Source organism: Brevundimonas sp. SL161, from assembly GCF_049896985.1.
Taxonomy (GTDB): Bacteria; Pseudomonadota; Alphaproteobacteria; order Caulobacterales; family Caulobacteraceae; genus Brevundimonas.
Genome location: NZ_JAFCVJ010000002.1, coordinates 143,568 through 161,121, shown reverse-complemented (window position 1 = coordinate 161,121; position 17,554 = coordinate 143,568). Strand labels below are relative to the sequence as shown.

At 69.0% G+C, this 17,554-nt stretch carries 18 protein-coding genes; 17 read left to right on the top strand and 1 reads right to left on the bottom strand.

Going from position 1 to position 17,554, the window contains the following annotated elements; translation table 11 throughout:
- The first annotated feature begins 97 nt into the window (after positions 1–97).
- Positions 98–715, top strand: a complete 618-nt coding sequence (gene ruvA / locus ACP7AU_RS03230) for a Holliday junction branch migration protein RuvA (protein WP_426037113.1) — start codon at positions 98–100, stop codon at positions 713–715.
- Between the two features lie 178 nt (positions 716–893).
- A complete protein-coding gene (ruvB, locus tag ACP7AU_RS03225; protein ID WP_426037115.1) occupies positions 894–1,937 on the top strand; it encodes a Holliday junction branch migration DNA helicase RuvB in 1,044 nt (347 codons plus the stop codon).
- A 112-nt stretch (positions 1,938–2,049) separates the two neighbouring features.
- On the opposite strand, the gene ACP7AU_RS03220 is transcribed toward ruvB, so the two are convergent.
- Positions 2,050–2,238: a hypothetical protein gene (locus ACP7AU_RS03220; protein ID WP_426037117.1), complete on the bottom strand. Its 189-nt coding sequence runs from the start codon at positions 2,236–2,238 to the stop codon at positions 2,050–2,052.
- Between the two features lie 122 nt (positions 2,239–2,360).
- Between ACP7AU_RS03220 and ACP7AU_RS03215 the strand changes: the two genes are divergently transcribed.
- From ACP7AU_RS03215 to folP, 15 genes are all read left to right on the top strand, one after another.
- Positions 2,361–3,824 (top strand): alpha/beta hydrolase, encoded by a 1,464-nt coding sequence (locus ACP7AU_RS03215; protein ID WP_426050508.1) that lies wholly within the window; start codon positions 2,361–2,363, stop codon positions 3,822–3,824.
- A complete protein-coding gene (locus tag ACP7AU_RS03210; protein WP_426050507.1) occupies positions 3,821–4,279 on the top strand; it encodes a YbgC/FadM family acyl-CoA thioesterase in 459 nt (152 codons plus the stop codon). The genes ACP7AU_RS03215 and ACP7AU_RS03210 overlap by 4 nt, the downstream gene beginning before the upstream one ends.
- 145 nt (positions 4,280–4,424) lie before the next feature.
- Entirely contained in the window at positions 4,425–5,198 is a 774-nt protein-coding gene (tolQ, locus tag ACP7AU_RS03205; protein ID WP_426050506.1) for a protein TolQ, read from the top strand.
- A 3-nt stretch (positions 5,199–5,201) separates the two neighbouring features.
- Positions 5,202–5,669 carry an ExbD/TolR family protein gene (locus tag ACP7AU_RS03200; RefSeq protein WP_426037125.1) on the top strand — a complete coding sequence of 156 codons (468 nt, stop codon included), beginning with the start codon at positions 5,202–5,204 and terminating at the stop codon, positions 5,667–5,669.
- 3 nt (positions 5,670–5,672) lie between these two features.
- Complete coding sequence (locus ACP7AU_RS03195) at positions 5,673–6,503, top strand: hypothetical protein (protein WP_426037127.1); 831 nt, start codon at positions 5,673–5,675, stop codon at positions 6,501–6,503.
- Positions 6,504–6,642: 139 nt separating this feature from the next.
- The gene (gene tolB / locus ACP7AU_RS03190; RefSeq protein ID WP_426037129.1) at positions 6,643–8,052 is read left to right on the top strand and encodes a Tol-Pal system beta propeller repeat protein TolB; all 1,410 of its coding nucleotides are present in this window, start codon (positions 6,643–6,645) and stop codon (positions 8,050–8,052) included.
- A 123-nt stretch (positions 8,053–8,175) separates the two neighbouring features.
- A complete protein-coding gene (gene pal, locus ACP7AU_RS03185; protein WP_426037726.1) occupies positions 8,176–8,730 on the top strand; it encodes a peptidoglycan-associated lipoprotein Pal in 555 nt (184 codons plus the stop codon).
- 220 nt (positions 8,731–8,950) lie between these two features.
- Complete coding sequence (locus ACP7AU_RS03180) at positions 8,951–10,063, top strand: DUF3667 domain-containing protein (protein WP_426050505.1); 1,113 nt, start codon at positions 8,951–8,953, stop codon at positions 10,061–10,063.
- A 40-nt stretch (positions 10,064–10,103) separates the two neighbouring features.
- Positions 10,104–10,958, top strand: a complete 855-nt coding sequence (locus tag ACP7AU_RS03175) for a tol-pal system protein (protein WP_426037133.1) — start codon at positions 10,104–10,106, stop codon at positions 10,956–10,958.
- Positions 10,959–11,038: 80 nt separating this feature from the next.
- Positions 11,039–12,322, top strand: coding sequence for a tRNA lysidine(34) synthetase TilS (gene tilS, locus ACP7AU_RS03170; protein ID WP_426050504.1), 1,284 nt, complete (start codon positions 11,039–11,041; stop codon positions 12,320–12,322).
- Between the two features lie 56 nt (positions 12,323–12,378).
- Positions 12,379–14,328, top strand: a complete 1,950-nt coding sequence (gene ftsH / locus ACP7AU_RS03165) for an ATP-dependent zinc metalloprotease FtsH (RefSeq protein WP_426050503.1) — start codon at positions 12,379–12,381, stop codon at positions 14,326–14,328.
- A gap of 111 nt (positions 14,329–14,439) precedes the next feature.
- On the top strand, positions 14,440–15,654 hold the full coding sequence (locus ACP7AU_RS03160) for an acyltransferase family protein (protein WP_426050502.1): 1,215 nt from the start codon (positions 14,440–14,442) through the stop codon (positions 15,652–15,654).
- Between the two features lie 60 nt (positions 15,655–15,714).
- Entirely contained in the window at positions 15,715–16,362 is a 648-nt protein-coding gene (locus ACP7AU_RS03155; RefSeq protein WP_426037141.1) for a hypothetical protein, read from the top strand.
- Between the two features lie 4 nt (positions 16,363–16,366).
- On the top strand, positions 16,367–16,669 hold the full coding sequence (locus ACP7AU_RS03150; protein ID WP_303694190.1) for a winged helix-turn-helix domain-containing protein: 303 nt from the start codon (positions 16,367–16,369) through the stop codon (positions 16,667–16,669).
- Positions 16,670–16,700: 31 nt separating this feature from the next.
- Positions 16,701–17,516: a dihydropteroate synthase gene (gene folP / locus ACP7AU_RS03145; protein ID WP_426037143.1), complete on the top strand. Its 816-nt coding sequence runs from the start codon at positions 16,701–16,703 to the stop codon at positions 17,514–17,516.
- Positions 17,517–17,554: the final 38 nt, after the last annotated feature.

The following is a 17,554-nucleotide window of genomic DNA, read 5'->3' as shown; positions in this document are numbered from 1 at the left end:
ACGGAGGGGTTCTTCGTCGGCGGCAAGACCCCCTCCGTCAGCTCGCGAGGGGCTCGCTGCCACCTCCCCACGCCTGGGGCGCAGGGAGGGGACGAGGATGATCGGGCGGCTGAGAGGGGTTCTGGCCGAAGTCGAGGAGGGGCATTGCCTGATCGACTGCGCGGGGGTGGGCTATGTGGTGACGTGCGGGGCGCGGACGCTGCAGCGACTGCCGGCGCCGGGCGACGAGGCGACCCTGCATATCGAATCAAGCTGGTCGGCGGAGAACGGGCCGCGCCTGTACGGCTTCCTGACGCGGGACGAGCGGCGGGCCTTCACGACCCTGACCGGGATTCAGGGGGTTGGGCCGAAGGCGGCGCTGTCGGTGCTGGACGTCCTGCCGCCGGGCGAACTGGCGAGCGCGGTCGCGCGGGACGACAAGGCGGCGATCGGGCGAGCGAACGGGGTGGGTCCGAAACTGGCGCTGAGAATCGTGACCGAGCTGAAAGGCAAGTCGCTGGGGGATGTGTCGTTCACGCCGAGCGCGGCGGGCATGCATGCCGAGATCGCGCCGCCGGTTCCGAGCGTGACGGGCGAGGCCGTGTCGGCCCTGCTGGGGCTGGGCGTGGCCGAGGTCAATGCACGCCGGGCCGTGGATCAGGCGCTGATCCGGCTGGGCGATGACGCCGAACTGTCGGCCGTGATCCGGGCCGCGTTACAGGAGCTGGGGCGGTGAGGGACATCAACATCCCTTCTCCCCTTGCGGGAGAAGGTGGCAGCCGAAGGCTGACGGATGAGGGGTCACGCGGGCGGCTGGAGTGGGCTCGGCCAATGCAGAGGGTTGAGGTCAGCGTGACCCCTCATCCGACCTCGCTTCGCTCGGCCACCTTCTCCCGCAAGGGGAGAAGGGCAGTATGACTGACGACCGCATTATCTCGCCCGAGCCCGCCCCCGGCGAGGCCTATGACCGCGCCCTGCGGCCCCAGACCCTGTCGGAGTTCGTGGGCCAGGAGCAGGCCAAGGGCAATCTGAAGATCTTCATCGACGCGGCGCGGGGGCGGGGCGAGGCGCTGGACCATGTGCTGCTGTTCGGGCCGCCGGGACTGGGCAAGACGACCCTGGCGCAGATCGTGTCGCGGGAGCTGGGCGTGGGGTTCCGGGCGACGAGCGGCCCGATCCTGGCCAAGGCGGGGGATCTGGCGGCCATACTGACCAATCTCGAACCGCGCGACGTCCTGTTCATCGACGAGATCCACCGGCTGGCCCCGACGGTGGAGGAGATCCTCTATCCGGCGATGGAGGACCATGTGCTGGATCTGATCATCGGCGAGGGACCGTCGGCGCGGTCGGTGCGGATCGATCTGGCGCCCTTCACCCTGGTGGGAGCCACGACGCGGGCGGGTCTTCTGGCGACGCCGCTGCGCGACCGGTTCGGGATTCCGCTGCGGCTCGAATTCTACACGCCCGAGGAACTGGTGAGGGTCATCACCGGGGCCGCCCGGAAGATGGGAACGGGGATCAATGACGAGGGCGCGCGCGAGATCGCTTCACGGGCGCGAGGCACGCCGCGCGTGGCGGGGCGGCTGCTGCGCCGGGTGCGGGACTTCGCCGAGGCGGAGGGGGCGGCGGTGATCGACAGCATCGTGGCGGCGCGGGCGCTGTCGCGGCTGGAGATCGACGAGGCGGGGCTCGATGCGAACGACCGTCGCTTCCTGAAGGCCCTGATCGAGAATTACGGCGGCGGACCGGTCGGGATGGACACGCTGGCGGCGGCGATCGCCGAGGCGCGCGACGCGGTCGAGGATGTGATCGAGCCCTATCTGCTGCAACAGGGCTTCATCCAGCGCACGCCGCGCGGACGGATGGCCTGCGCGAAAGCCTATGCGCATCTGGGCCTGACAGAGCCGCCGAAGCCTCCGACGGCGCAGGGCGTGGGGCAGGGCGGCCTGTTCGAGTGAGCATCGACTTTGATCCGGCCAAGGACGCCCGCCGAAGAGGGCGACGACTGGCGTGAGCGCATGGCCGAAGCCCTGAACGAAGCAGCCCGTAAGAAACACGCCGCCTGACGGATCAGGGCGCGTTCGGGATCAGGCGGTAGTTCAGGGCCTGGATCGACCACGGCGTGGTTGTGGCCAGCAGGACCCGGCCCGAGATACGGCCGTTGGCGCAGGTCCAGTCGAAGACACCGGACACGGCGTCCTCGTCGCGTAGCTTCGGGAGGGCCAGGGCGGCGACGGTGGCGGTCAGGCTGCGATGCATGGCGTTTCCCTCCAACGGCGCACAGCTAACGCTTCGCTCGCATGGCGCGCCAGATAACTTTTGCGAGCGGCTTGCCAAGCGCCGGGCGCGGGACTTTGGTGTCGGCGAACCGGAGACAGCCCATGATCCTTCGCGCGCTTGCCGCCTTGTCCGTCATCCTCGGCGCAGGCCTGACGGCCGAACCCGCCCTCGCCGCCGATCCGGTGTTCACCGACACCGCCTGCCCGGCCGAGTGGCCGACCGGGGTGCGCGAGGTTCGCTGCGGCACGCTGACGGTCGACGAGGCGCGTGACGGGTCGAGCGAGCGGCGGATCGACGTCGCGGTGGTGATCGTCAAGGCGTCGACGCCGTATCGCGACGCGTCGGGGCATCGGCTGCCGCCGGTGGTGAATTTCCACGGCGGGCCGGGCGGGGCCTCGACGCCGGGGGTCGGGCGGATGCTGCAGGCCGCGCAGCAGAACCCGGACGCCCTGGCGGTCGATCAGGACATGATCTTCTTCGACCAGAGGGGCGGCGGGCGGGGCAAGCCATCGATGGACTGTCCGGGCGTCGAACTGACCGACGCCGGGCCGCCCTCGGACGAGGATCGCGACGGGCTGATCGCCTGTCTGCGCGACTATCAGGCTCAGGGGATCGATCTGAACTGGTACAACGCCGCCGCCATCGCCGACGATGTGCGCGACCTGGTCCAGGTGCTGGGGCTGGAGAAGATCGACCTGCGCGGCGGATCCTACGGGCCCCGGATCGAGGCCGCCGTCATCACCCATCAGCCGCAGATGGTGCGCGCCGTGGTGATGGACAGCCCGTGGCCGCCCGAGGGCAACTGGGCCGTGGGCACGCCGGAGCAGGTGTCCACGGCCGTGCGGATCATCCTCGCGAAGTGCGCGGCCCAGGCGGAATGCAGCGCCCGCTATCCCGACATGCAGGCCCGGTTCGAGACCGAGGCGCGACGCTGGCTGAGCGGGCCGGTGACCGGCAAGGACGGGCGGACCTTCAATGTCGACGATCTGTCCGCCTTCCTGATGGACACGACCTACAGCCGTGTCGGCGTGCGTCGCCTGCCGGCCGATCTGGACAGGATCATCGCCGGCGACCTGACACCCGTCGCCGAGAGCGCCGGGAACCGGACCTATTATTTCGAAGGCCAGCACATGGCCCACCTGTGCAAGGAGGAGCTGCCGTTCGAGTCGAGGGCGCGGCTGGCGGCCGGAGCGGCGGGGGATCCGGTTGCGGAGGTTCTCGTTCCATCCCTGTCGCGGCTGTTCGACGTTTGCGACGCCATCGGCGAGCGGCCGGCCGACCCGATCGAGAATGCGCCGGTCGTGACCGACATCGCGACCCTGTTCGTCGCCGCCGAGATCGATCCCGGCTGCCCGCCGGCCCTGACCGAGGCCGCCGCACGCGGCTACGCCAACAGCCAGGTCGTCATCGTGACCAACGCCACCCACGGGGTGATCAACGCCAGCCCCTGTACGCGCAGGATGGCGCGGGACTTCCTGCGCGACCCGTCGGCGCCGGTGGACCGCAGCTGTCTGCCGGCCGCCGACACGCCGCTGGACTTCACCCTGGGCCTGCCGGCCGCATGACCGACCTTCCCACCGCCGGCCGCTTCGAGGGCCGCGCGCACCTGTTGCCGCTGCGGGTCTATTACGAGGACACCGACTTCACCGGGGTGGTCTATCACGCCAACTATGTGCGGTATTTCGAGCGCGGGCGGTCGGATTTCCTGAGGCTGGCGGGCATCGGCCATGCGCAGCTGCTGGAGATCGATCCGCCGCTGGCCTTCGTGATCGCAGAGATGAAACTGCAGTTCGTCAAATCGGCGCGGATCGACGACGCCCTGGTGGTGCGCACCACCTATGACGCGATCAAGGGCGTGCGGCTGATGATCTCCCAGGTGGTCGAGCGGGACGGGCAGGCGCTGTGCCGGGCCGATGTCACCGCCGTCTGCATCCACCTGAACGGTCGGCCGCGACGTCCGACCAGGGCGCTGGTCGAGGCGGTGACGCCCTGGCTGGCGCAACCGGGCGACGCTGGCTAGACTCCGTCGGCGCCCGTTTCCGTGGCTGTCCAGCCGCAGACCGGCGGTCGTCAGGAATCGACGGCCACTCCATCGGCCCTTCGGCCATAGAACCGCCACGCCACGTGGCTCGATAGAATCCGACCGTTCTCCCCAGGATCCGCCCATGACTGTCGCCGCCACTGTCGCCTCCGAGGCCTCGATGCTTAACCCGGTGACCCTGTTCCTGACCGCCGACTGGGTGGTGAAGAGCGTCATGGTCGGGCTGGCCGTCGCCTCGGTGTGGTCGTGGACGGTCATCATCGACAAGGCGTTCCGCTTCACCGCCCTGAACACCCAGGCGAACGCCTTCGAAAAGGCTATCGCCTCGGGCCGGTCGCTGGAAGATGTGGCGGCCCAGGCGGGACCGGAGCCCGCCCACGCCCTGCCGCGCATGCTGGTGATCGCCCTGTCGGACTGGCGCGAGACGCGTCGCAAGGGTCCGATGACAGATACAGAGGGCAATCTCCTGATCTCGCGCATCGACCGCAGCCTCGATTCCCTGATCGCGCGCGAGGGCCAGCGGATCGAGGAAGGCCTGGGCGTACTGTCAGTGGTCGCCACGGCCTCGCCCTTCATCGGCCTGTTCGGCACGGTCTGGGGCATCATGAACGCCTTCGGGCGGATCGCGGCGGCGGGAAACACCAATTTGACGACGGTCGCACCGGCCATCGCCGAGGCCCTGTTCGCTACGGCCGTGGGTCTGGCGGCGGCCATCCCGGCCTATATCGCCTACAACAAGTTCTCGATCGACGCGGGCAAGTTCACCGGCCGGCTTGAGAGCTTCGCCGACGACCTGCAGGCCGCCGTGGCGCGCCGTCTGGGCGGAGGCTCGGCCCCGGTCGCTCCGCCGCCCCCGCCGCCGTCCGCTCCCGACCTGTCCTTCCGCCGGAGCGTCTGAGCCATGGCGATGGGTGGAGGCGGCGGCGGCGGCCACGTTCGGGGCCGACGCCGCGCCCGCAAGCGGCCGCTGAGCGAGATCAATGTCACGCCGCTGGTGGATGTGATGCTGGTGCTGCTGATCATCTTCATGATCTCGGCGCCGCTGCTGACCGTCGGCGTTCCGGTGGAGCTGCCCAAGACCGAGGCCAGCGCGGTCGAGACCGACAAGCCGCCGGTGACGGTGTCGATCGACCGGGAGGGCGCGATCTTCGTCCAGCGCGACGAGACGGCCTATGACGCCCTGACCGACCGGGTCGCGGATGCGGCCGATGGCGTGGACCGCAAGGAGCTGTCGATCTTCGTCCGGGCCGACGGACGCGCGCCTTACCAGGCCGTGGCGCGGGTCATGGCGCGGCTGTCGGCGGCCGGCTTCACCAAGCTGAACCTGATCACCGACACGGCGGAACCGGCTCCGGGCGGGGGAGGCTGAGCCATGGCGGCCTCGCGTCCGTCACCGGCGATCCTGGGCGCCATCCTGCTGCACGCGGGCGTGGCGGCGATGTTCCTGATCCGCTGGCCCGAGAGCGAGACCGAGATCCTGCCGACGGTGTCGTCGGTGCCGGTGTCGATCGTCTCGTCTGAAGTGATCGAGGCCGCGGCCCCCGACAATCCATCCGAGGAGCTGGTCACGGACGACGCGGCGACGGCCCCGGTCGAGGCTCCGCCCGAACCGACGCCACCCGCGCCCACGCCGCCGGCCCCGAGCCGGCCCGCGCCGCGCCCGACGCCCGCGCCGACACCGCGTCCGACGCCGCCCCGGCCCACGCCGACCCCCACGCCGCCGCGTCCGGCGCCGCCTCGTCCGACCCCGCCTCGCACGGCGCCGACCCCGCCGCGGCCAGCGCCGCCGAGTCGCACCGAGCCGTCGCTGGATCTGGATTCCCTCGCGGGTCCGCGCCGTCCCGCGCCGACTCCGGGACCCCGCGCGCCCACGGGCCAACAGGGCGCCGGCCGCGCGCCCCAGGCCACCGGGCCTCAGCTGACCGCCATCTTCAACCAAGTCTATCCGAACTGGACCCTGCCCTGCGACATCCCGGGCGCGAACCAGTTGCGGATCGAGATGGACCTGACCCTGTCGGCCGACGGGCGGATCACGGCGGGGCCGACGTTGCGCAATCCGCGCTCCGATTCCGTCTATCGCGCCGCCGCCGACGGCGCCCTGCGCGCCATTCGTCAGACCGCGCCCTTCGACGTGCCCGCAGGTTTCCCCGGCGGCGCCTATCGCCCGGTGTTCGTCACCGAACGGGCGTGCCGGAACCGCTGATTGCGATCCTGACCATCCCTGACGCTTCGCCCGGCAAAGGTTGCCGTCCCGAAAGTCGCCCCATTCGCCGCCATGCTGGCGTTTGTCACACGGTCTGGCGATAAGGACCGGGACATTCCCGCTGCGCCTGGAGACATCGATGCGTCTGAACCTGCTTCTGAGCACCGTCGCGGCTATCGGCATCGCGGCGACCTCTTTCGCGCAGGCCCAGTCCGCCCGTGACCTAAACGGTCCGTCGCGCCAGCAGACCCAGGCCCAGCCGGCCCAGACCGGGGAACCGATCGAGGTCGAGATCGACCAGGGGGTGCTGCGTCCGTTCCAGATCGCGGTCGCGCCGTTCAGCGGCCAGAACGGCACGTCGATCGCCGACGTCCTGTCGGGAGACCTGCGGCGCTCGGGCTTCTTCGAGCCGATCAACCCGGCCAGCTTCATCGAGACCGGCCTGACCCTGGCCAATGCGCCGAACTTCCAGCAGTGGACCCAGATCGGCGCCCAGGCGGTGCTTTACGGCTCGGTCACGCCGCGCCCGGACGGCCGCAACGACTTCGGCTTCCGCCTCTACGACCCCTACCGTCAGTGCCAACTGGTCAGCTACAACTTCACCGCCACGCCGGAGCAGTGGCGCCGGATCGCGCACAAGATCGCCGATGTCGTCTATGCCCGGATGACCGGCGAGACCGGCATTTTCGACACCCGAATCATCTATGTCGCCGAGAGCGGCACCGAGCTGAACCGCCTGTCGCGCCTCGCGATCGTGGACCAGGATGGGTACAACCCCGTCTTCCTGACCGATGGCTCGGAGATCATCCTGACGCCGCGCTTTTCGTCCAACCCGGACGAGATCACCTATATGGCGCTGGGCGAGGACTACAGCCGCATCTACCTCTACAACCTGACCACGGGCCGTCGTGAAAGCCTCGGCGAGTTCGACGGTCAGGCCTTCGCGCCGCGCTATTCGCCCGATGGGTCGAAGGTCGCGTTCTCGATCATCCGTGGCGGCAATACCGATGTCTATGTGATGAACCTGCGGACGCGCCAGCTGTCGCGCCTGACCAATGATCCCGGCATCGACACCTCGCCGTCGTTTTCGCCCGACGCCTCGCGCATCGTGTTCAACTCCGACCGGACGGGGACTCCGCGGCTCTATGTCATGAACGCCGACGGGTCGAACCAGCGTCCGATCTCGCGCGGCGGCGGCAGCTATACGGCCCCGGCCTGGAGCCCGCGCGGCGACCTGATCGCCTTCACCAAGTCCGGCGGCGGCCAGTTCGGCATCGGGGTAATGGGCGTCGACGGCTCCGGCGAGCGGATGCTGAGCCGGTCCTATTTCGAGGAAGGCCCGTCCTGGGCCCCCAACGGCCGCTATCTGATGTTCTCGCGCCAGACGCGCGGCGGGAACACCAACCTGTGGATGGTTGATCTGTCCGGCCGCGTCATCGCCCAGTCTGGCTACCAGGGGCGGGGGTCCGATCCCGCCTGGTCGCCTTTGCTGGACGACAGCCCCAACAACCTCGGCGTCGGTCAGGGGGCCGACAGCTGCTCTTCGTAAAAGCCGTTCGGGGGACCCGCCCGAACAACAGTGCGTTATCGCCGGAGACGGCACAGACAAAAGTCACGGTTCGCGACCTATGCTCAAGCTTCGCAGGACCGCCAATGAGGAGATGACCCGATGATGACCGCATCCAACTTGACCAGGTTCGCATTGGTCGGTCTGGTCGCCCTTTCGATGGCCGCCTGCGCGCCCCGTCGCCCGGTGACCGGCGTGGCTGACGGCACGGGCGCACCGGCGATCGACAACCCCGCCTACCCGGGTCCCGGCAACGGCGGCATCGACGGCGGCAATATCGGTTCGGGCGCGCCCGGCTCGGAACAGGACTTTGTCGTCAACGTAGGCGACCGGATCTATTTCGACCTCGATTCCTATTCGGTCAGCCCCGAGGCCTATCCGCGCCTGGACGCCCAGGCGTCCTGGCTGGCCCGCTATCCGCAGATCACGGTCCGCATCGAGGGCAACGCCGACGAACGCGGCACGCGCGAATACAATCTGGCCCTGGGCGCCCGCCGCGCCGAATCGGTCCGCAACTATCTGATAGGTCGCGGCGTTTCGGCCGGCCGGATCGACACGATCAGCTTCGGCAAGGAGCGCCCGATCGCGGAAGGGGCCAGCGAGGACTCGTGGGCCCGCAACCGTAACGGCCACACGGCGATCGTTTCAGGCGCTCAGTAAGAAGCCTGTCTCCTCCCCGTGCGCCCGTGCGCATGGGGAGGTGTCGGCGAGCCCCTTTGCGAGCTGAAGGAGGGGTTCTGAGGAGCGGCAAGAACCCCTCCGTCTCCTTCGCTTCGCTACGGATCCACCTCCCCATGGTTCGCACGGGGAGGAGACAGATCCGCCCTTGCTCGCTCCTCCGCTGCACTGCACATAGGGTGCAGCGTGCGTGGAGGGGGCGATGGTGGATATCGATGCGGCGGGCGGTCTGGCGACCGGCGCCCTGATCGCGGGGGCGGTCGAGAAGCCGGGCGGCGTCGCAGGCGACGAGCACGCCGGGACCTGCAGCGACTGCGGCGAGCCGACCACGGCCAATTTCTGCGCCAACTGCGGCCAGCCGACCCATGTGCACCGGACCCTGCTGCACCTCGGCGAAGAGCTGTTGCACGGGGTCATGCATTTTGACGCTCGCATCTGGCGCACCCTGCCGCTGCTGGTCGCCAATCCCGGTCGGCTGACGCGCGAGTGGATCGAGGGCAAGCGGACCCGCTACGTCTCGCCCCTGGCCATCTTCCTGTTCACCGTCTTCCTGATGTTCTTCGCCCTGAGCTTCGGCGGGGCCGCCCTCATGCCGACCGAGACGCGCAGCGTGGACGAGCGGATCGCCGGCACGGAGACTGCGATCACCAACCTGCGGGCCCAGATCGCCGAGGCTGAAACCAGAAACGCAGCGGACAGCCCGGGCGCAGAGGGGGCACGGGCCGGTCTGCAGGCCGGCTTGGCGGGGGCGGAAGCCGAGCTTCAGGCGCTCAAGGAGGCGAAGGCGAGCGGCCCGCGCGCCGATGGCCTGACCGTCGGCAGCTGGCAGGCGAGCATGGCCGACATGGCCCACAACGGGAACATCCGCATCGGGCTCGGCGACAAGACAATGCAGGAGAAGATCCTGCACAAGCTCGCGAACCCCGACCTGGCCGTCTACAAATTCCAGCAGACCACCTACAAGTTCGCCTTTCTGCTGGTGCCGATGTCGATCCCGTTCCTCTGGCTGTTGTTCGCCTGGAAACGGGGGTTCACCTGGTACGACCACGGGGTGTTCGTGCTGTATTCCCTGACCTTTATGTCCATCCTGTTCATGCTGCTGGGCGTTCTGGGGCGGATGAACGGCTGGTTGGCCGGGTTTCTGGGCCTTGTCGGCGCCTTGGCGGTTCCGGCGCATATGTTCGCCCAGTTGAAGGGGACCTATGGGCTGTCGATCTGGTCGGCGCTGTGGCGGACATGCTTCCTGCTGGTCTTCTGCCTGCTGGTCTCGACCCTGTTCCTCGTGGCCATTGTCGCGCTAGGCCTCGGGGCCTGACGCCTTGCGGGCGCCGCAAAACGATGAAAGCTGTAGCGTCATGAACAGCCCATTCTCCTTCCGGAACATCGCCCTCGCGACCGTGGCCCTCGGGCTTGTCGGCGGCGCGGTCATCGCCCAGACCCAGCCCCTGCCGGCCATCCAGTGGGATGTGCGCCGCCTCGACACTCTGGACCGCAACGTCCGCCGGCTCGAGCGCGCCCTGACGCAGCGCAACAGTCAGGGCGAGCCCCTGCTGGTCGAGTCCGATCCCGAACTGATCGCCCTGCAGGGACGCGTGTCCCAGATGGATCGCCGACTGCAGGACATGGAGGCGACCGTCCAGCGCGTGAACGGCGACATCGAGCGACTGACCTTCCAGCTCGACGAGAGCGACCGTGACAATGCCGCCCTGCGCGGCCGGCTGAACGATGCGGACGCCCGCGTCGAACGGATCGAGAGCGCTGCCGAGGACGCCGCCCGAGCCGCCGCCGCCGCCGCCGAGGAGGCCGCGCGCGGGCCGCGATCGCCGACCGGGGACGCGGTTTCCGACCTGGCCGCCGCCCGCGCCGTGACCGACCCGGCCGCCTCGCGCGCCGCTCTGGAGGCCGTGGCGACCAACTGGCCGGATACGCCGTCGGGCAAGGAAGCCGTCTGGCGCATCGGCGACATCATCCGCGCCACGGGAGACCAGGCCGGCGCGGTGCAGCAGTACGCCACCGCCCTCTCGGGCTGGCCGACCCTGCCGTGGGCCGGAGAAGTGACGTTGAAGCTCGCGCGCGGGCTGGAAGCGACGAACCGGGACGCGCAGGCCTGTGCGGCCCTGGGCGAATACGTCCGGCGCTATCAGGCGACCTCGACGCCGGCCCTGCGCGCCATAGCCACCGATACCCGCACGCGGGCAGGCTGCCGCTGAACCCGACCGAACCGACCGGGCTGGAAGGGCGGGTCGCGGCGCGGCTGGAGGCGCGGCTTCAGAAGGACGTCGATCATCCCGTGGCCCTGGCCCTGTCCGGCGGCGGGGACTCCATGGCGCTGCTGCGGATCGCGGCGGCCTGGGCCCGGGCGTCAGGCCGACGGCTGCTGGCGATCACTGTCGATCATCGGCTGAACCCCGACAGCTGCGACTGGAGCCGGCGCTGCGAGGCCGTGGCCCGGGCGTCGGGGGCGGACTGGATCGAGCGTCGCTGGGAGGGGGCGAAGCCGTCGACCGGCCTGCCCGCCGCCGCCCGCCGGGCCCGGCATGCCCTGATTGCGGAGGCCGCGCGCGAGGCGGGGGCGAAGGTCCTGCTGTTCGCCCACACCGCCGATGACATCGCCGAGGGCGACTGGATGCGGGAACGGGGCACGCCCCTGGGCCGGTTGCGGGAATGGTCGCCATCGCCAGCCTGGCCGGAGGGGCGGGGGCTGATGCTGCTGCGTCCGATGCTGGAGGAGGGGCGCGAGGCGCTGCGTGCCATTCTGCGCGAGGCCGGGGAGGACTGGATCGAGGACCCGGGGAATGCGGCGTTCGGGCGAGGGCAGGCGCGTGCAGCATTGAACCCTCTCCCGGGGGGAGAGGGCTTGAGGCTCGCAGAGCGTAGCGATGCGTCTTCAGCCGAAAGGGTGAGGGGCAGCCTTCGGCGGTTAGCGCCAACCCCTCACCCTTTCGCGCAAGAACGACGACCAGCCGTCGTGCGCTCAAGCCCTCTCCCTCTGGGAGAGGGAATTGAGATCGATCGATCGATTGATGCAGCAGAGCTCGCAGCGGTGTTGCTGTGCGCATCCGGTGGCGAGGTGCCCCCGCGCGGGGATCGGCTCGAGAGGCTGGCGGAACGGTTGAATGCAGGCGAAGACTTCATCGCCACCCTCGCCGGCGCGCGGGTCGAGGCGCTGGGGGAGACGGTTATCGTCGGCCGCGAGGCGGGCGAGATGCGCCGTCGGCCAGTCGCCGAGCTCGCCCTGCACCCGGGGGTGTCCGTTGTCTGGGACGGTCGCTATGAGATCACCGGACGCGAACCCGGCTGGATCGCTGCTGCCGCGCTGGGTCGTCTGAACGCCCTGTCGAAAGCGGATCGCTCTGTCGTGGCCGCCGTCCCCGCCTGGGCGCGGGCCGCCCTGCCGGTCCTGATCCGGGACGGCGGGGGTGCGCCGGTTCTTGCATGGAGAAAGGCCGAGGTTCGCACCCTGGGACCGCGCCGTCTGAGCCTCGCCCAGTGGGCGTCCTCGGGCGAAACGACGCAGGAAAGCGACCTTGCAGGAACCATCCATGGCGAAACGCCGCCGCCTGACCTATTTTGACGACAATGACGTAACATCTGCCGGCTCACGAGGTCGGCGACGAGGATTTCAGACGAATGAACCTGCGTAACCTGGCGATCTGGGGCGTGATCATACTGGGCCTGCTGGCCGTCTATGCCGCCATCAGCCAGAATGGCGGCGCGACGATGCCCGGCCAGGCCCCCGGCGCCCAGGCGCGGGGCCGGCCCGATGCGATCACCTATTCGGAACTGGTCACTGCGGTCGAAGGCCGTCAGATCAAGGACGTTTCGGTTCGCGGCGATCAGGTCACCGGGACCTATCGCAATGACACCCGCTTCGTGACCACCACCCCCTATCCGAACGAGGGTCTGGTCGAGGCCATCCGCGCCTCGGGCGCCGAGGTGGATGTGAAGACCACGCGCCAGTCGTGGTGGCAGGGGCTGCTGATCGGCCTGCTGCCGATCCTGCTGCTGGTCGGCGTCTGGATCTTCTTCATGCGCCAGATGCAGGGCGGCGCGCGGGGGGCCATGGGCTTCGGCAAGTCCAAGGCCAAGCTGCTGACCGAGCACAAGGGTCGCAAGACCTTTGACGACGTCGCCGGCGTGGACGAGGCCAAGGAGGAGCTGCAGGAGGTCGTCGACTTCCTCAAGGACCCGGCCAAGTTCCAGAAACTTGGCGGCAAGATCCCCAAGGGCGCCCTGCTGGTGGGCCCTCCGGGTACGGGTAAGACGCTTCTGGCCCGCGCCGTCGCGGGTGAGGCGGGCGTGCCCTTCTTCTCGATCTCGGGTTCGGACTTCGTGGAGATGTTCGTCGGCGTCGGCGCCAGCCGCGTGCGCGACATGTTTGAACAGGCCAAGAAGAACGCGCCCTGCATCATCTTCATCGACGAGATCGACGCTGTCGGTCGTCACCGGGGCGCGGGTCTCGGCGGCGGCAACGACGAGCGCGAGCAGACGCTGAACCAGCTGCTGGTCGAGATGGACGGGTTCGAGGCCAACGAAGGCATCATCCTGATCGCCGCCACCAACCGTCCCGACGTGCTGGACCCGGCCCTGCTGCGTCCCGGCCGCTTCGACCGTCAGGTCGTGGTGCCGAACCCGGACGTCGCCGGTCGCGAGCGAATTCTCCGCGTGCACATGAAGGACGTGCCCCTGGCCGCCGACGTGAACACCAAGACCATCGCGCGCGGCACGCCCGGCTTCTCCGGCGCCGACCTGGCCAATCTGGTCAATGAGGCGGCCCTGATGGCGGCCCGCAAGGACCGGCGCATGGTCACCCAGCGAGACTTCGAGGACGCCAAGGACAAGGTCATGATGGGCGCCGAGCGCAAATCCATGGCCATGAACGAGGAAGAGCGCCGCCTGACCGCCTATCACGAGGGCGGCCACGCCCTGGTGGCGATGAGCGTCAAGATGGCCGACCCGGTGCACAAGGCGACCATCGTCCCGCGCGGGCAGGCGCTGGGCATGGTGATGCAGCTGCCGGAAGGCGACCGCTATTCCATGAAATACCAGCAGATGATCGATCGCATCGCCATCCTGGCCGGCGGCCGCGTCGCCGAGGAGATCATCTTCGGCAAGGACAACATCACCTCCGGCGCCTCTTCGGACATCCAGCAGGCCACCAAGCTGGCGCGCCGGATGGTGACCCAATGGGGCTTCTCCGACGTCCTGGGCACCGTGGCCTACGGCGAGAACGAGCAGGAGGTCTTCCTGGGGCACTCGGTCGCCCGCAGCCAGAACATCAGTGAAGAGACCGCGCGCACCATCGACGCCGAGGTCCGCAAACTGGTCACCTCGGGCTGGGACGAGGCGCGCCAGATCCTGACGGACCGGGCTGCCGACCTGGAGACCCTGGCCCAGGCCCTGCTGGAGTACGAGACCCTGTCGGGCGAGGAGATCAAGGATCTGCTGGAGAAGGGCGCCGCGCCGAACCGCGACGAGAACAATTTCCCCAACGCCGGTCCCTCGGTCTCCGTGCCGGTTACCCCTGTGTCGGACGGCGTCAGTGTCGTGGCCTCGGAACAGCACCCGACCGTCCACTAGGCCTCCGGAACCCCGCCTTGAGAGATCAAGGCGGGGTTCTTTCTGATGAACTAGTTTGCGATCCAAACAAGTCTGTGAGAAACGGTTTCCCAACCCGAGGGGAGATCCATCATGACCACCGACATCGACCGGCCCGAGCGGCTGCACGGCCTGGACGCCCTGAGGGCGGGCGCGCTGCTTCTGGGTGTCGTCCTGCACGCCAGCCTGGCCTTCTTTCCGCAGCAGATCTGGATCGTCGCCGACGACAGCCGGTCCATCGCCGCGGCGGGGCTGTTCTTCGCCATCCACCTGTTCCGGATGACCGCCTTATTCCTGATCGCTGGCCTGTTCGCCCACATGATGCTGGCGCGTCGGGGGTGGCTGAGCTTTGCGAAGGACCGGGTGCTGCGGATCACGGGACCGCTGACTGCCTTCTGGTTCCCGGTCATGGTCGGCATCGTCGGAGCCCTGATCTGGACGTCCTACGTCAACGGCCTGGTCGTGCCGGGCGCTCCGCCGCCTCCGCCGCCGACCTACGACTGGACCAACGTCCCGCTGACCCATCTCTGGTTCCTATACGTGTTGACGCTGTTCTACGCGGCGGTCCTGATCCTGCGCGCGCCGTTCGCGATCCTGGACAAGGACGGCGGCTGGGGGCGGGTCGTGGACGGGGTCACCGGAGCCTTGATCGGCCCATGGACCCCGGCCGTTCTGGCCGCGCCGCTGGCCCTGGCCCTGTATCTGGACCCGAAATGGATCGCCTTCTTCGCCGTGCCGACGCCGGATGCGGGACTGGTTCCCCATACGGCGTCGCTGGTCGGGTTCGGCATGGCGTTCGGCCTGGGCTTCCTGCTGGACCGTCGGCGCGACCTGCTGAACCGGATCGCCGCCTGGACGCCGCTGTTCCTGGCCATCGCCGTGGTGTCGGGCGCCGCCGCCTACAGTCTGGCCGGCGGGCCGAAGATCACCCCCATGGTCGAGCTGACGGACGAGAAGGCGATCGCGGCAGCGGTGACGGCCCTGGCGGTCTATGCCTCGGCCTTCGCGGCCATGGGGCTGTGCCTTCGCTTCCTGTCGGGGCAAAGCGCGATCCGGCGCTATCTCGCCGACGCCTCCTACTGGGTCTACATCCTGCACCTGCCGCTGGTCATGCTGGCCCAGGTCTGGGTGCAGGACTGGGCGGGGCCGTGGTGGCTCAAGCTGGGCGGCGTGTCGCTGGGCGTCTTCGCCGTCTGCCTGATCACCTATGAGCTGCTGATCCGCCACAGCTTCATGGGCCGGTGGCTGAACGGGCGGCGCGTGCCGTGGCGCAAGGCTCGGCCCGTCGCGGCCGTTCCCGCCGAATAGCTTGCCAAGACGGACCGGCTCGTCCACCCCGGGCGCGCCGGTCGCAGATGAGAATCGCCCATGCCCTCCAAGCCCGCCAGCTCCACGAAGCCGTCCGCCGAGGCCGACCTCGCCTTCCTGCGCTCGATCGTCGAGGGCGGCGGCAAGCCGTCGATCACCATGGCCATCTGCTATCTGGCAGGGGGCTTGCTCTACGGGATCCAGTGTCTGTTCCACATCGGCCAGATCTTCGGCGTGATCCGCTGGCCGGACCTGGCCAACCTGGCCTTCGTTATCGGCATCACCATCGCGGTCTGCGCCACGATCGCCTGGGCCTCGATCCGTGACATGCGCAAGGGCGGCGGCAATCGCGGGCCGCTCGCGACGCGGACGCTGAACGCGGGCTTCTCCAGCGCGGGCATGGTCAATCTGGCCATGATCATCATCTTCGGCGTCGGGGCGTGGCGGGACAACGACTTCGCCCTCTGGCTCTACTATCCGGCCGTGGTGTTCGGGCTGCAGGCTGCGGCGTGGTCGGTCGCCTGGGTGCTGAAGAAGAAGGCGTGGATGCTGGCGACGGCGGCGGGCGGTTGGCTGACGGCGGTGGCGCTGGGGCTGCTGGTGCGCCAGCCGGACCAGTATCTCTATGTCTGCACAGCCGCCCTGTTCCTGCTGTTCGCCCTGCCGGGCTGGATCATGATGCGGGAAGCCCAGAGCAAGGCCGCCTGACTCCATGGCCCTGACCGATCTTGGCCGGATCGACGAGGTCATCCACGGCCGCATGCGGCTGGGGATCATGGTCTATCTGGCCGACGTAGAGACCGCCGACTTCACCGAGCTGAAGACGGTGCTGGAGGCGACCCAGGGCAATCTGTCGGTCCATCTGAAGAAGCTGGATGAGGCCGGCTATGTCGCGATTGACAAGAGCTTCCAGAACAACAAGCCCTTGACCCGCGTCACCCTGACCCCCTCTGGCCGAAAGGCTTTCGCCGCCTATCTTGAAGCCCTGGGCGGACTGATCGGAAAGAGGGACTGATGGCACCGCAGAAAAGGGCCGGGAACAGCGCATGAGTTCGATCCGGCCCCGTGTCATGGGCATCCTGAACGTCACTCCGGACAGTTTCTCCGACGGGGGCCTGCACGCCTCGGTCGAAGGCGGCCTGGCCCAGGCGATGCGGCTGATCGGCGACGGGGCGGACATCCTCGACATCGGCGGAGAATCCACGCGGCCGGGGGCCGAACCGGTCGCTGTGCACGAGGAGATCGCGCGGACGGCGCCGGTGATCGCGGCGGTGCACGCGCGCTGGCACGGGCCGATCTCGATCGACACGATGAAGCCCGAGGCGGCCCGGGCGGCGGTCGCGGCGGGGGCGACGATCTGGAACGACGTGACGGCGCTGACGTATTCCCCTGATGCGCCGGAGGTCGCGGCGGAACTGGGCTGCGACGTCGTCCTGATGCACATGCTGGGCGAACCGCGCAGCATGCAGGTCGAGCCGCGCTATGCCGACGTAGTCGCCGAGGTGCGCGACTATCTGGCCGGCCGGGCCGAGGCGGCGATGGCGGCGGGGGTGGGGCGCGAGAAGATCACGCTCGATCCCGGCATCGGCTTCGGCAAGACGATCGAGCACAATCTGGCGCTGATCGCCGGATTGGGAACGCTGGCGGAGCTGGGGTTCCCGGTGCTGCTGGGGGCCAGTCGCAAGCGCATGATCCGGAACATCGACCCGTCGGCGACGGAGGCGGGCGACCGGCTGGGCGGCTCGATCGCCCTCGCGCTGGAAGGCGCCCGTCGCGGTGCGTCGGTGATCCGAGTCCACGATGTGCGTGAAACGGTGCAGGCCCTGGCGGTTCAGGCAGCGGTGGCGGCCGCCGCCTGGTAGAGGGCGGGCCTTGCCGATTCCGCGCCGGTGACGCATCC

Coding starts and splice junctions, on each gene's coding strand:
- tolQ (WP_426050506.1), top strand. CDS start 4,425: ATGACTGTCGCCGCCACTGTCGCCTCCGAGGCCTCGATGCTTAACCCG.
- ACP7AU_RS03210 (WP_426050507.1), top strand. CDS start 3,821: ATGACCGACCTTCCCACCGCCGGCCGCTTCGAGGGCCGCGCGCACCTG.
- ACP7AU_RS03150 (WP_303694190.1), top strand. CDS start 16,367: ATGGCCCTGACCGATCTTGGCCGGATCGACGAGGTCATCCACGGCCGC.
- folP (WP_426037143.1), top strand. CDS start 16,701: ATGAGTTCGATCCGGCCCCGTGTCATGGGCATCCTGAACGTCACTCCG.
- tolB (WP_426037129.1), top strand. CDS start 6,643: ATGCGTCTGAACCTGCTTCTGAGCACCGTCGCGGCTATCGGCATCGCG.
- ruvA (WP_426037113.1), top strand. CDS start 98: ATGATCGGGCGGCTGAGAGGGGTTCTGGCCGAAGTCGAGGAGGGGCAT.
- ACP7AU_RS03180 (WP_426050505.1), top strand. CDS start 8,951: ATGGTGGATATCGATGCGGCGGGCGGTCTGGCGACCGGCGCCCTGATC.
- ruvB (WP_426037115.1), top strand. CDS start 894: ATGACTGACGACCGCATTATCTCGCCCGAGCCCGCCCCCGGCGAGGCC.
- pal (WP_426037726.1), top strand. CDS start 8,176: ATGACCGCATCCAACTTGACCAGGTTCGCATTGGTCGGTCTGGTCGCC.
- ACP7AU_RS03160 (WP_426050502.1), top strand. CDS start 14,440: ATGACCACCGACATCGACCGGCCCGAGCGGCTGCACGGCCTGGACGCC.
- ACP7AU_RS03175 (WP_426037133.1), top strand. CDS start 10,104: ATGAACAGCCCATTCTCCTTCCGGAACATCGCCCTCGCGACCGTGGCC.
- ACP7AU_RS03200 (WP_426037125.1), top strand. CDS start 5,202: ATGGCGATGGGTGGAGGCGGCGGCGGCGGCCACGTTCGGGGCCGACGC.
- ACP7AU_RS03215 (WP_426050508.1), top strand. CDS start 2,361: ATGATCCTTCGCGCGCTTGCCGCCTTGTCCGTCATCCTCGGCGCAGGC.
- ACP7AU_RS03155 (WP_426037141.1), top strand. CDS start 15,715: ATGCCCTCCAAGCCCGCCAGCTCCACGAAGCCGTCCGCCGAGGCCGAC.
- ACP7AU_RS03195 (WP_426037127.1), top strand. CDS start 5,673: ATGGCGGCCTCGCGTCCGTCACCGGCGATCCTGGGCGCCATCCTGCTG.
- ACP7AU_RS03220 (WP_426037117.1), bottom strand. CDS start 2,238: ATGCATCGCAGCCTGACCGCCACCGTCGCCGCCCTGGCCCTCCCGAAG.
- ftsH (WP_426050503.1), top strand. CDS start 12,379: ATGAACCTGCGTAACCTGGCGATCTGGGGCGTGATCATACTGGGCCTG.